Here is a 12,676-nt window from a genome sequence, read left to right on the forward strand (position 1 = left end):
GATTTATTTGCGAGATTTCTGTAAAATATTCAAAAATAATATACTTTTGTTGAATGCCTTACTACATCCATCTCACTATATCATTCCTCTACTGTACCACTACGAATTAAGCGTGGTGTAACAAAAATAACGAGTTCCCTCTTTTGATGTCTCTCGACTTCCTTACTAAATAGCCTTTTTATTCCAGGTATGTCTCCTAAAATTGGTACTTTATCAAGTGCTTTAGTAATCGTATCGTGGAAAATTCCGCCCAATACAATCGTTTCGCCGTCTTGTGCAAAGACTTGCGTATTAATTTCCTGTTTATCAATAGAAATCACCTCATTTTCTCCATAAGATACTCGTCCTCCAGGTGCATTCTGACTAACAACAAGATCAAGTAAAATACCGTTATGCTTTAATAAATGAGGTGTAACTTCAAGCCCAAGTACAGCTTCTCGGAATTCAATAGACTGCGTATCATTTTTTCCATTATTCACTACATAGGGGATTTCTGTACCTTGCTTGATACTTGCACTTTTCTTATTTGTGGTCAATAATCGTGGACTCGCAATAATTTCAACGTTATTTTCTCTTTCTAATGCTGTCAACTCTAAATCTAATAACCTTCCATTAATTTTAGCTACTTGCAAAGCTACCGAACCTGCAGGATTTGAACTCGTCGCAAAATTAATATTTAGATTATCCGTAATATTTGAGAATCCATTTGCATTTAAACTTCCAGAAACGCTATGGCTTATATCTGAGGGAGAAAAAATTCCCCATCTGACTCCCAATTCTTTTAAACTTTCATCGCTAATTGTGACAATACGAGCTTCAATAATAATTTGCTGAATGGGTTTATCCATATCCGCTACCAATTTCCTAATTTGTTTTATTTTTTTAGCTTCATCTTGGATAATGAGTAAATTATTGCGTTCATCAAAACTTATACTTCCATTTGCTGTTAATAAAGAGCCATTCCCTGAAGTGAGGGCTTTCATTACCTCGGATGCTTTGGCATAGTGCAACTTTATTGAAGTTATTAACATATCTGCTGATGTTGCTATTTCTGTTGATGAATTTAACACTACATTTTCTTGATTAGTTGCTTGCGACTGACTTAAATAATATATCCCATTATTTTCCCAAAACCGCAAATGTTTGATTTCAGCGATAGATTTTAATAATTGAAGTAATGTTGTATTTTGCAATTGCAAAGATATTGAACCAGACAATTCATCATCTATGACTAAATTGATTTTTTGATACCCAGCTAAATATTGTACAGTATCTACTAATGGAGCCTGCTTTAAATGAACAGAGAATGTATTATTTTCGTCACTTGCATTAACCTGTCTAAATGGATAGGATAGAATAAGAAAAAATAAAAGAATATTCTTTATTATATTTGGTAACTTCATTATTTCTCCTATACATCTAAATACATAATCTTAGATTGAATACAATCAAATATTTTTACCTTACTTAAGGATATTTCCTCAATCCGTAATTTTTCTTGGGTGAAAATATCATTTACTCTTAACATCATAATTTTTTTCTCTTGATCGAGAAACATAACATTTTTTTCATTTTTAAATTCAATAACTCCAATCAATTTTAGCAGCTGAAATGCTGTATTTTCTGCAAAAATACGATGACTGGAAGAACAAGAATAACTATTATTGATTGTAGATGTATCACTCTTGATACCTCGTCTAGTTCTATCAAAAGGATCTTGACCGAATACTGTATAACTAACAAAAAATAAAAATAGAATTAGCTTTTTCATTATTTAACCTCATCAATTATTAATTTAAACTTAAATTCTGCTGTAAGAGTTTTATTAATATCCTTATAAATAATAAAGTGTAATAAATACATTTGAGGATTTTCATATAAAAATTCTGTCAAAAAATCTGTCAATTCGGTAAAATCCCCCATCAACTGAAGATCAATGTAAGGATCTTGATATAAGCTCCATTGACTATTCTTAACTTGCAAGTTAGATAAAAGATATTCTAAACTTTCGTTAACTTTAGAAATATTATTAGTTACTTCAGGCGTAAACGCTTTTTGTGTTGCTTGCTGTAAGCTATTTAATATACGTTTCTGAAAAAATAATTCTTCCTCTTCCTGCTTAATTTGCAAACTTAGTTGAATATTATCCCAATATACCTTTTGATACTCTATAAAAATAAAACAAAAAGGTATTAATAATATAAATAATAAAATAAGATATTGCTTTCCTCTTCTCAAGTTAAAAAATCTTCCTATTAAATTATTTCTATTCTCAAAAAACTTATTATTCATATCCATTATTATTAAAATTAAACTCAAAAAAAATTCGTGTACCTTTTGGCTCAAATTTTGTTAACTTACTATATTTAAAGAGATTACTATTCATCAGTGTTTTTTGCAAAGCTATAAATTCTTCTTGTGATATAACTTCTCCTTTCAAAATGAGATTTCTCTTCGTTAGATTAATTGAGGTTAACTCTCCTTGCTCTAAAGGTAAGCTATGTAAAAAAGACAAAAAATTCTTAATTTCAGTGTTTTCTAATACATATTCTTCATCCTGATATCTATGATCTTTACGCAATAATGAAATTTTTTCTTTAACCTGTTGAATATCCTGTAAAATAGATTGATATCTCTCATTATTATTTTGTAATATATGTTGTTCATTTTGATATAAATCAGATGTTATTATAATTAATCCCCCTTCAAATAATAAACAAACAATAAGAATAAAAATAAACCTCCTTAAGTTCTCATAATATTGCTTTTGTCTCCAAGGTAATAAATTTACGCCCACTATCTACTCCTTTATATTATTAGAAATAATTACTTCCATAATGCATTTCCTAATGCTATAAATGGAATATCTGTATTTATTCTAATCCAATCTGGAGAATATTCTTGTGTATTATTTAACGAAGAATAATAATAAACTTGATCACAATCAAATGAATAGCGTTGACAAAATTTCTCATACAAAGTGGTAAGTGAAATCTTTGTTTTATGTATAGTTTGGATTTGATTTGTATTAGGATTAATAATAAATACATAGACTTCATCTTGATAAAAAAACAGTGATTTTTTCTCTATTTTATAATCAATAAAATAATGAAACGCTCTAATTACAGTATTTGAGATACAATCTAAAACTTGAATAGATAAAGGCTGATATATCTTAAGATAATCTTCGGCTATCTTTTTTTTAACCGCATACACAGTTAATTTAACACCTTCTTTTAGCTGTTCTACTTGATAATCAAACCAAATATCATCGATAATAATAGGTAATTCTTGAGACAATAAGAAACGGCATTGCTGTTCATATTCAGAAATAGTTAGAGAATGAGGAAGCAACAATGTTTTTATCCAAGTATATTGCGATGTAATAGATGCTACAAATTTCAAAGTTTTTAATGAATAATTACATTCACCAACTAACAAATTAGGTTTCAAACGCTCAAACGAAATATCATTCTCAATTACACAAAAGCGAGGACGATTTTCCTCATCAAACCAGACAAAATCACAAGTTCTGATACCTTTCCAGATACCAATTTGCAGCTGTTTCTTACAAGAAATTTTTCTTTTTAACATTATTTTTCCTAATCTTCCGTTTTCTCGATATATTTAGCTTTAGATTTTTTTAATGACTCTTTATACTTACACATTAAGGAAGTACAAACCTAAACTCCTTGAGTTTTAAGTTTTTCTGATTTTATGTAACATTTCACGAACTAAGAGAGAATTTTTCGATGCGGATCGCAAAATTAATTTTCAGTAGCCTACTCACTGTCAGTATTTTGGGTTTCACCATAGCTGCTATTTTTTACTTTCAATTGAAATCTGACTTACCTGATGTAAACTCCTTAAAAACAGTAGAGTTACAACAGCCTATGCAAATTTATACTGCTGATGGAAAACTTATTGGAGAAATTGGAGAACAAAGACGAATTCCAGTACCGCTGAATCAAATCCCTTCAAAACTGATTGAGGCCGTTATTGCAACAGAAGATAGTCGCTTTTATGAACATCACGGATTAGATCCTATTGGAATAATGCGTGCGATTACTATTGCAATCACAAAAGGAGGAGCCTCTCAAGGTGCAAGTACAATTACCCAGCAACTTGCAAAAAACTTTTTCCTAACACCAGAAAAAAGCCTCATCCGTAAAGCCAAGGAAGCTATCCTAGCGATAGAAATTGAGAACACCTTGAGTAAAAATGAAATATTAGAGCTATATTTAAATAAAATCTATTTAGGCTACCGTGCTTATGGAGTCGCAGCTGCCGCTAAGACATACTTTGGAAAACCTCTTGACCAACTTACATTATCAGAAATCGCTGTAATTGCGGGACTCCCTAAAGCTCCATCAACAATGAATCCTATTTATTCTTTAAAACGAGCTACGGCAAGACGTAATATCGTACTAAATAGAATGTTAGAAATGAAATATATTAGTCCAGAAGAATATGAGCAAGCTCTAAAAGAACCTATTATTGCCCAATATCACGGAACACAGTTAGATTTTAGAGCAGATTATGTTACCGAAATGGTTCGCCAAGAAATGGTTAAACGTTTTGGAGAAGAAAATGCTTATACTAGTGGATATAAAGTTTATACAACTATACTTTCTACTGACCAAGAAGCTGCACAAAAAGCACTAAGGAATAATCTACTTACTTATGATATGAGACACGGCTATCGTGGTGGAACAACATTATGGGAGCCTAACTCTGATCCTTGGAATAATGAAAAAATCATTGATGAGTTAAAAAAACTACCAGATGTTTCGCCTTTAGTACCTGCCGTAGTCATAGAAAAAAATAAAGCCGAAATAAAAGTGCTATTAAGTAACGGGCATAACTATATGCTTCCATCCTCATCAGTACGTTGGGCAGGAAAAAAACAACCTACTGTAGGAGAACAAATTTGGCTACGACAAGACGACAATGGGAAATGGGTACTGTCACAAATTCCTGAAGCAAATTCGGCATTAGTGTCATTAAATAGCGATAATGGTGCAATTAAAGCGATTGTTGGAGGATTCAGTTTTGAGCTAAGTAAATTTAATAGAGCAACACAATCACTTGTACAGGTTGGTTCCTCCATTAAACCTTTTATTTATGCCGCAGCACTTGAAAAAGGATTAACATTATCTAGTGTATTACCAGATGCTCCCATAATTATTCAAAAAGCGGGACAAAAGCCTTGGACTCCCAAAAATTCGCCAAATAAATTTGATGGTCCTATGCGTTTACGCGTAGGGCTAGGTCTATCAAAAAATATGATTGCAATTCGAGCCATTCAAATGGCTGGGATCGATTTTACAGCAGACTTTCTGCAACGTTTTGGCTTTAAACGCGATCAATATTTTGCTAGTGAGGCATTAGCCTTAGGAGCAGCTTCATTCACGCCTCTTGAAATGGCAAGAGCTTATGCAGTATTTGACAACGGAGGCTTTTTAATCAATCCTTATTTAATTGAAAAAATACTGGATAATTCAGGAAAGGAAATATTTATAGCTTCTCCTAAAATAGCTTGTATAAGCTGTGATGATATCCCAACAATTTATGGTGAAACTGAAAAACTAGATGGCTTTAAAAATATCGAGTTAGTTAACCCAGACTATTCATCTAGTACAGAAGAACTCAACGAGCAAACAGATCTCATTCCTGAATTAGATCTTAAATCGCAAATACTCGATGAGGATACCCTAGATTTTAGGGCCGAAGCTAAAACAGACAACACGCAAACACAATATGCTCCTAGAATAATTAGTGGTGAACTTGCCTTTTTAATCCGTAGTGCATTAAATACGGCAATTTATGGAGAACCTGGTTTAAATTGGCAAGGAACAAGCTGGAGAATGGCACAACAGATTAAACGACAAGATATTGGTGGGAAAACTGGTACAACTAATAATGCTAAAGTCGCTTGGTATGCCGGTTTTGGAGCCAATATAACAACAACTATCTATGTGGGATTTGATGATAATAAACGAGATCTAGGGAGAGGAGAAGCAGGAGCACAAACAGCAATGCCAGCTTGGATTAATTATATGAAAATTGCATTACAAAATATTCCTATACGAAACTTACCTATTCCTCCAAATATTGTAGAAAGGAACATAGATACCTCTTCAGGTCTCCTAGCAAAAGAAGGAGGGAAAAAAGAGTATTTCATCAAAGACACCGAACCAAAGAAAACCTATATAGAAGAAAGAGGATACTATATTCCAGCAGAACTCTCCTCGCCAGAAAGTCAAAACATCGATACTTCGGCACCTCAAGAGTTATTTTAATTAAACATAACTAATAACTCTTTATAATAAAAAGCTAAGATATAAAAACAATATCTTAGCTTTTAAAATAAACAGTAAAAAACCGCTAATAAAAAATTAGTGCTTCAAAATAAATTTAACAATTCTACTAATCAAACTCTTCCGTTTATCTCTTTGCACGCCAGTAAAAAAATCTTTAAATGAATTTATAGTTTGATAAGCATATTCAGAAGGCAATAATATATCTTGGAGCTGTAGTAGATTAGCAACAATGCTATACTACAAAAATGAAGATAACATATTGTAAATTAAAGAAATCTATACAGAAAAAACTGCTGGAGTTTTTTATCGCAGAAATTACTGCAAGAACGGCAGCAAATTTGCTAGATATTCAACCGAATACAGCCGCTTTGTTCTACCATAAAATCAGGCTTGTGATTGGCTATCATTTATCCCTTGAAGTTAACGAGATTTTTGAGGGGGAAATTGAACTAGACGAAAGCTATTTTGGTGGTCATCGAAAGGGAAAACGAGGACGAGGAGCGGCTGGAAAAGTTGCTGTTTTTGGATTACTAAAACGACAAGGAAAGGTATTTACTGTTGTGGTTGAAAACACCAAGAGTGAAACATTACTCCCTGTTATTAAAAGAAAAATCAAGCCTGATAGCTGGGTTTATACGGACACTTATCGCAGTTATGATGCGCTTGATGTGAGTGAATTTCACCACGAACGAATCAATCATTCCGAGCTATTTGCGGTGAAACAAAATCATATTAATGGCATTGAAAATTTTTGGAATCAGGCGAAGCGGATACTGCGAAAATATAATGGAATTAACCGAAAAAACTTTCCTTTATTCTTGAAGGAATGTGAATTTCGGTTTAACTTTGGGACACCAAAAGAGCAGTTAAAAATATTGCGAAAATGGTGTGAAATTTAGGGCTAATCTACTACAGCCCCTTCATTTATTATGTGGTAAGCTTCTATCATTATTGAATTTGCTTACCATAACTTGCTTTTCATATTTTGAATTTGGGTTATCAATGGCATTTACTATATATAGTGAGAATTTTCTCTCGTTGAGTTAAACTTTTTAAAGCCATACCTAACAGGCTTAACGTTTCACTAAAAACAGGGCTGAATATTCCATTCCACCCTGTTTTCTTATATTAGCGCGAAAGCATTAATCCAATTTAACGCCACCTGTATTAAATGCCTCAAGATGGATCTGCTCTGCTGGCACACCTAAATCTACTAAAGATTTATACTGTGCTTGCATAAATGCCATTGGGCCACATAGGTAGTAATCCGCGTCTTTCGGTAAAAGTGCGGTTGGAATTTGGCTTAAATCTAAACGCCCTGTGGCATCTGCTTGCACATCTTCCACTTCATAAACGGTAAAGGTGCTAACATTTGGATATTGCGCTTTTACCCCATCAACGTGCGCTTTCATTGCGTGTACATCGGCATTACGACAAGCGTGGATAAAGCTCACAGGCGAAGGCACATTTTGTTCTACTAACTGGTTAAGCATTGCAATCATAGGAGTTAAGCCCACGCCACCACTGATAAACACATTTGGTTTTTGGCTATCAATTAAGAAGAAGTTGCCTGTTGGCGCAGTGGCTTCAATTTCATCACCCTCATTTAACCCGTGCAAGGTGGTAGAAACCCAGCCGCCTGCTAGCTCACCTTTTGGATCTTCACGTTTAACTGAAATGCGTAAATAGTCTGATTTTGGATTATCAGAAAGGGTATATTGACGCGGCTGTTTTAAGCCTAATTCTGGAACGAAAACACGCACCGAGATATATTGCCCTGCTTTATAAGTTGGCAAATCACCGCCATCAACAGGCTGCAAATAGAAAGAGGTAATTTCACTGCTTTCTTCCACTTTCTTAGCAATTTTGAATTTACGCCAGCCTAACCAGCTACCTTTAGTTTGCTGATGTTCGTCATAAATGGCTTTTTCTGTGCTAATCAAAATATCCGCTAATTGATTGTAGGCGGCGGTCCAGGCTTCAATTAATGGATCGTCCATTGAAATTTGCAATACTTCACTAATCGAATGAAGTAAGTTGTTGCCCACAATGGCATAATCAGGGGCTTGAATATCAAGACTGACGTGTTTATGCGCCATTAATTCAACGGCTGGCAATAGCACGGCTGGATTTTCAATATTTTCCGCATAAGCTAATACCGCATTCGCTAAAGAACGCGCTTGCGCACCGCTGCGTTGGTGTCCAAGGTTAAACACTTGTTTTAATTCAGGGTGATTGGTGAGCATTCTGTTATAAAAATAAGAAGTGAGCACAACACCGTTTTCGCGTAGCACTGGCACTGTGGCTTTCACTAATTCAATTTGATTTGCTGTTAATGACATAGAAAGTCCTTTTAGTTTATTAAAGATGTATTTAAAATACACTTTTAATACTAGGCTGGCAAGCAATAATTTATCAATAATCCATAATCTAGCGAGAAGTGGTGAAATAGACTACAATACACCACCCAAGGAGTTGCAATGCAAATTAATAAATTTACTGATTATGGTTTTCGTGTGCTGATCTATCTTGCGCGTCAGCAGGAATGCACGCACACAATCGCGAGCCTTGCCAAGCAGCTTCACCTTTCACAAAATCATCTGGTCAAAATCGTCCATTTTATGGCGAAACAACAATGGCTGATTACCAGTCGTGGCAAAGGCGGCGGTATTCGTTTGGCGGAAAGCACATTAGATTTGCCTTTAGGCGAGATGCTACGCACCTTTCAAGGCAATGAGCCGTTGGTAAACTGCGTTTCTCCTAAATGTGGATTACAACCACAATGCCAATTAAAGCATTTGTTGGACAATGCCCTCGAGCAGTTTTACCAAAATCTTAACCAATACCCATTGCGAAAAGTCATTAGCAATCATTCACAAGACAGGATTAATTTTATTTCTTATCTGTAATTTCAATAAGTAGCGAAAATCTTGTGTCTAGCTTATTTAAAGTGCGGTGCTTTTTTCAGAAAAATTTACAAAAAAAGCCCCGCACTTTGCAGAACGGGGCTAGGCTTAAAAAGAGAAACTATTGCAATAAGGAAATATCCGCCACTTGCAAGAATAATCCTTGTAAAGTTTTAAAAATCGCTAAGCGGTTTTGGCGAAGTTGTGGATCTTCCGCGTTTACCATCACTTTCTCAAAGAAATTATCCACCGGTTGACGTAAGTTGGCGAGTTTATCCAACACTGCCACATAGTCCCCTTTGGCAATCAACGGTTGTACTTCGCTTTGTAGCGCTAGTACACTTTCCGCCAAGGCTTTTTCTTCAGGCTCGACACAACGATCTAAATGGATCTCGCCAATCTCACCTTCTGCTTTGGCTAAAATATTGCTTACACGTTTATTCGCGGCCGCTAAGGCTTCTGCCGCGTCAAGGGTGCGGAAATGTGCCACCGCACGCACACGCGCATCAAAATCAGCTGGGCGAGTAGGGCGGCGAGCCAGCACCGCTTGAATGACATCTACCGCAATGCCTTCTTCTTGATACCACGCACGGAAGCGGCCAAGCATAAAGTCCACCACATAATCAACCACATTGCTGTTCGTTAATTTATCGCCAAAAAGTGCGGTGGATTTTTTCACTAAATCCGTTAAATCGAGCGGTAATTTTTTCTCTACGATGATACGCAACACACCCAATGCGGCACGGCGTAAGGCGAACGGATCTTTATCCCCTTTCGGGTGCTGGCCAATGCCAAAAATCCCTGTCAAGGTGTCTAATTTATCCGCCAATGCCACTGCACAAGCCACAAGAGAATGTGGTAACTCATCACCGGCAAAACGCGGCATATATTGCTCATTCAACGCCACTGCCACTTCTTCATCTTCCCCATCGTGGCGTGCATAGTGCATACCCATCACGCCTTGCGTATCAGTGAATTCAAACACCATATTGGTCATTAAATCACATTTTGATAACAAGCCTGCACGCTCTGCTTTCGCCACGTCCGCCCCAATTTGGGCGGCAATTTCGCCACTGAGTTTTTCAATGCGTTTCGTTTTATCAAACAAGGTACCAAGCTGTTGTTGGAACAAGACGGTTTTTAAACGTGGTAGGTTATCTTCCAAACGTTGTTTTAAATCGGTTTTGAAGAAGAACTCCGCGTCCGTTAAACGTGGACGCACCACTTTTTCATTTCCTTCAATAATCGCCGTGGGATCTTGCGGGTTGATGTTCGACACGAAAATAAAGTGCGGTAATAATTTTCCGTTTTTATCGTAAATCGGGAAATATTTTTGATCGCCTTTCATTGTGTAAACCAAGGCTTCCGCAGGCACAGCAAGGAAACGCTCTTCAAACTTCGCCGTTAGCACATTTGGAAACTCCACCAAGGCGGTAACTTCATCAAGCAGGCTTTCCTCAATATCTGCCACACCACCAAGTGCGGTGGCTTTTTGTTGAGAATTTTCCAAAATAATCGCTTTACGGCGTTCAAAATCGGCAATCACGCTGCCTTTTTGCTCCAAAATCTCAGGATATTGATCGGCATTATCAATGTTGAATTCTTGTTCACCTAAGAAACGGTGTCCACGAATAGTTTTACCACTGGCTACGCCAAGAATTTCACCCTCGATCAGCTCATCACCAAATAATAGGGTTACGGTATGCACAGGGCGCACAAATTGCTCGCTTTTATCGCCCCAACGCATTGTTTTTGGAATTGGCAATTTCGCAAGGGCATTGCTGATAATACCTAGCAGAAGATTTTTGGTCGGTTGCCCCTCAATCACAGCACGATGAATCAGCCATTCGCCTTTGTCCGTTACCAAACGCTCCGCTTGATCCACGCTGATACCACAGCCTCTCGCCCAGCCCTCTGCCGCTTTGGTTGGCTTGCCCTCCGCGTCAAACGCTGCCGCAACCGCAGGTCCACGTTTTTCCACTTCTTTACTCGGTTGTGCTTCCGCCACCCCCAATACTTTCACCGCCAAACGGCGAGGGCTAGCAAACCATTCAACCGCATCAAACGCCAAACTCGCTTGAGTGAGCTCTTGCTCTACGTTGTCTTTAAATGCCACCGCTAATTTTTTCAGAGCCTTCGGTGGTAGCTCTTCAGTGCCGATCTCGGCGAGGAAGGTTTTTGTCATTTTGGTTTTCTCTTTAATCTAATTTCTAAACTTTTAACCCAAATAAAATCATAAATGGAACCCAAACAGGCATCGTTAACAATAATAAAGCTTGACCTCCGCCTGTTTCTACAAATGGAGTGTTTTCAGTGATTAAAATAGGAATTGGATTCTCTAATTTATACTTATTCACAGATATATTTTCTTTCTCTTTACCATAGTAATATGATTTGGCATTTGCAATAAAACTTACCATTATATATTTATCTTTGTAAAGCTTGGCTTGGTATAAGGATTCGAGTTTTGACTTAGTCTTTTTATCTAACCGATTAGCCTCAATAAAAAATGAGTATGTAAAATCAGTTTTTCTGTTAGTTAATATGGTTAAATTTAATGATTGTTTTGTAATTTTAGAAGAATAATCACGATAAAAATCTTTAAACTTTTGTATTGTATGACTGCTCGCTTGTAACTCATATGATTCATTGCCTATTTCTATTACAACACAATTATCAGTAAATTTTGCATGCGTAATCTCTTTTCTAATTGATGAACTATGACTTGAACACCCTATGCTAAAAAAGCAGAGAATAAAAATTACAGACCATAATTTTTTTAAAGGTTTAAATTGTAATCTTTCATTTCTTATCATTTTATGTTCTCTTTTTAAATATATCTACTGTTGGACAAATCTCCCCTAGCCCCTCTTTACTAAAGAGGGGAATTATCCTTTAGTAAAAACGCTTTGTGAACCATTCTGTATTTTGGGTACTGTATATTACAAGTTCCATTTTTGTTATTCTAACTAACCAGTCCCCCTCTTTAGTAAAGAGGGGCTAGGGGAGATTTGTCAATCCTCAGCACCACTAAGAGAGATTTGTACTTGTTCTAAAAATAAATAGATCTGTTCTACAACAGCCTCAATCTCATAATAAATCTCGTCATTGCTAAACCTCATCACTGTAAAACCTAGAGATCTTAACTCATCATCTCTTAATCGATCTTTTTCTTGATGCTCAGCCTCATAATGATGAGAACCATCTAGTTCGATAATCAGCTTTGCCTTTGCACAATAAAAATCTACGATATAATTCAGCAACGGCTTTTGACGATTAAAGCGAAAGCCTAATAACTGATCTCGATTAATCCGTTGCCATAATTTACGTTCAGCATCAGTCTGATTTGAACGTAATTTCTGTGAAAGTTCCTTTAAATTCTTAGAGTAAGGCTGCATTCTAACTAAAATCTACTATTTCAAAAATATTCTATTAGCTAACAATATA

The 12,676-nt window shown here is 35.9% G+C and carries 12 protein-coding genes; 3 read left to right on the top strand and 9 right to left on the bottom strand.

The annotated features are described in order from the left end of the window. Window positions 1–80: 80 nt before the first annotated feature. Genes HBL79_RS07375 through HBL79_RS07395 form a run of 5 tightly spaced genes read right to left on the bottom strand, consistent with a single transcriptional unit; the run spans window position 81 to window position 3,594 of the window. Window positions 81–1,403: a type IV pilus secretin PilQ gene (locus tag HBL79_RS07375; protein WP_035688106.1), complete on the bottom strand. Its 1,323-nt coding sequence runs from the start codon at window positions 1,401–1,403 to the stop codon at window positions 81–83. Between the two features lie 8 nt (window positions 1,404–1,411). Continuing rightward, window positions 1,412–1,771, bottom strand: coding sequence for a hypothetical protein (locus HBL79_RS07380; RefSeq protein WP_017806828.1), 360 nt, complete (start codon window positions 1,769–1,771; stop codon window positions 1,412–1,414). Beyond that, the gene (locus HBL79_RS07385; protein WP_124994794.1) at window positions 1,771–2,292 is read right to left on the bottom strand and encodes a hypothetical protein; all 522 of its coding nucleotides are present in this window, start codon (window positions 2,290–2,292) and stop codon (window positions 1,771–1,773) included. Before HBL79_RS07385 ends, HBL79_RS07380 begins: the two co-directional genes overlap by 1 nt. Continuing rightward, window positions 2,285–2,797, bottom strand: coding sequence for a PilN domain-containing protein (locus HBL79_RS07390; RefSeq protein WP_046097217.1), 513 nt, complete (start codon window positions 2,795–2,797; stop codon window positions 2,285–2,287). The genes HBL79_RS07385 and HBL79_RS07390 overlap by 8 nt, the downstream gene beginning before the upstream one ends. Before the next feature lie 29 nt (window positions 2,798–2,826). Further along, window positions 2,827–3,594, bottom strand: coding sequence for a type IV pilus biogenesis protein PilM (locus HBL79_RS07395; RefSeq protein ID WP_035688099.1), 768 nt, complete (start codon window positions 3,592–3,594; stop codon window positions 2,827–2,829). Window positions 3,595–3,752: 158 nt separating this feature from the next. Between HBL79_RS07395 and HBL79_RS07400 the strand changes: the two genes are divergently transcribed. Continuing rightward, entirely contained in the window at window positions 3,753–6,302 is a 2,550-nt protein-coding gene (locus tag HBL79_RS07400) for a penicillin-binding protein 1A (RefSeq protein ID WP_035688097.1), read from the top strand. A gap of 266 nt (window positions 6,303–6,568) precedes the next feature. Next, window positions 6,569–7,222: an IS1595 family transposase gene (locus tag HBL79_RS07405; protein ID WP_035688094.1), complete on the top strand. Its 654-nt coding sequence runs from the start codon at window positions 6,569–6,571 to the stop codon at window positions 7,220–7,222. A gap of 243 nt (window positions 7,223–7,465) precedes the next feature. Here the strand turns inward: HBL79_RS07405 and hmpA are convergent, their stop codons facing one another. Beyond that, complete coding sequence (hmpA, locus tag HBL79_RS07410; protein ID WP_035688092.1) at window positions 7,466–8,665, bottom strand: NO-inducible flavohemoprotein; 1,200 nt, start codon at window positions 8,663–8,665, stop codon at window positions 7,466–7,468. 138 nt (window positions 8,666–8,803) lie between these two features. Here hmpA and HBL79_RS07415 point away from each other — a divergent pair, with 138 nt between their 5' ends. After that, window positions 8,804–9,232 (top strand): RrF2 family transcriptional regulator, encoded by a 429-nt coding sequence (locus HBL79_RS07415; protein ID WP_017806833.1) that lies wholly within the window; start codon window positions 8,804–8,806, stop codon window positions 9,230–9,232. Between the two features lie 118 nt (window positions 9,233–9,350). Here HBL79_RS07415 and glyS read toward each other — a convergent pair whose 3' ends face one another. The 3 genes from glyS to HBL79_RS07430 all read right to left on the bottom strand — a co-directional run bounded on the left by glyS (window position 9,351) and on the right by HBL79_RS07430 (window position 12,627). Continuing rightward, window positions 9,351–11,414, bottom strand: a complete 2,064-nt coding sequence (gene glyS / locus HBL79_RS07420) for a glycine--tRNA ligase subunit beta (protein ID WP_035688090.1) — start codon at window positions 11,412–11,414, stop codon at window positions 9,351–9,353. A gap of 25 nt (window positions 11,415–11,439) precedes the next feature. After that, window positions 11,440–12,045 (bottom strand): hypothetical protein, encoded by a 606-nt coding sequence (locus HBL79_RS07425; RefSeq protein ID WP_035688088.1) that lies wholly within the window; start codon window positions 12,043–12,045, stop codon window positions 11,440–11,442. 198 nt (window positions 12,046–12,243) lie between these two features. Continuing rightward, window positions 12,244–12,627: an endonuclease domain-containing protein gene (locus HBL79_RS07430; protein ID WP_035688085.1), complete on the bottom strand. Its 384-nt coding sequence runs from the start codon at window positions 12,625–12,627 to the stop codon at window positions 12,244–12,246. Between the last annotated feature and the right edge of the window lie 49 nt (window positions 12,628–12,676).

The sequence above is a fragment of the Avibacterium paragallinarum genome (assembly GCF_011765605.1).
GTDB classification, from domain to species: domain Bacteria; phylum Pseudomonadota; class Gammaproteobacteria; order Enterobacterales; family Pasteurellaceae; genus Avibacterium; species Avibacterium paragallinarum.

Coding starts and splice junctions, on each gene's coding strand:
- HBL79_RS07425 (WP_035688088.1), bottom strand. CDS start 12,045: ATGATAAGAAATGAAAGATTACAATTTAAACCTTTAAAAAAATTATGG.
- HBL79_RS07375 (WP_035688106.1), bottom strand. CDS start 1,403: ATGAAGTTACCAAATATAATAAAGAATATTCTTTTATTTTTTCTTATT.
- HBL79_RS07385 (WP_124994794.1), bottom strand. CDS start 2,292: ATGAATAATAAGTTTTTTGAGAATAGAAATAATTTAATAGGAAGATTT.
- HBL79_RS07430 (WP_035688085.1), bottom strand. CDS start 12,627: ATGCAGCCTTACTCTAAGAATTTAAAGGAACTTTCACAGAAATTACGT.
- HBL79_RS07400 (WP_035688097.1), top strand. CDS start 3,753: ATGCGGATCGCAAAATTAATTTTCAGTAGCCTACTCACTGTCAGTATT.
- HBL79_RS07380 (WP_017806828.1), bottom strand. CDS start 1,771: ATGAAAAAGCTAATTCTATTTTTATTTTTTGTTAGTTATACAGTATTC.
- HBL79_RS07405 (WP_035688094.1), top strand. CDS start 6,569: ATGAAGATAACATATTGTAAATTAAAGAAATCTATACAGAAAAAACTG.
- glyS (WP_035688090.1), bottom strand. CDS start 11,414: ATGACAAAAACCTTCCTCGCCGAGATCGGCACTGAAGAGCTACCACCG.
- HBL79_RS07395 (WP_035688099.1), bottom strand. CDS start 3,594: ATGTTAAAAAGAAAAATTTCTTGTAAGAAACAGCTGCAAATTGGTATC.
- hmpA (WP_035688092.1), bottom strand. CDS start 8,665: ATGTCATTAACAGCAAATCAAATTGAATTAGTGAAAGCCACAGTGCCA.
- HBL79_RS07415 (WP_017806833.1), top strand. CDS start 8,804: ATGCAAATTAATAAATTTACTGATTATGGTTTTCGTGTGCTGATCTAT.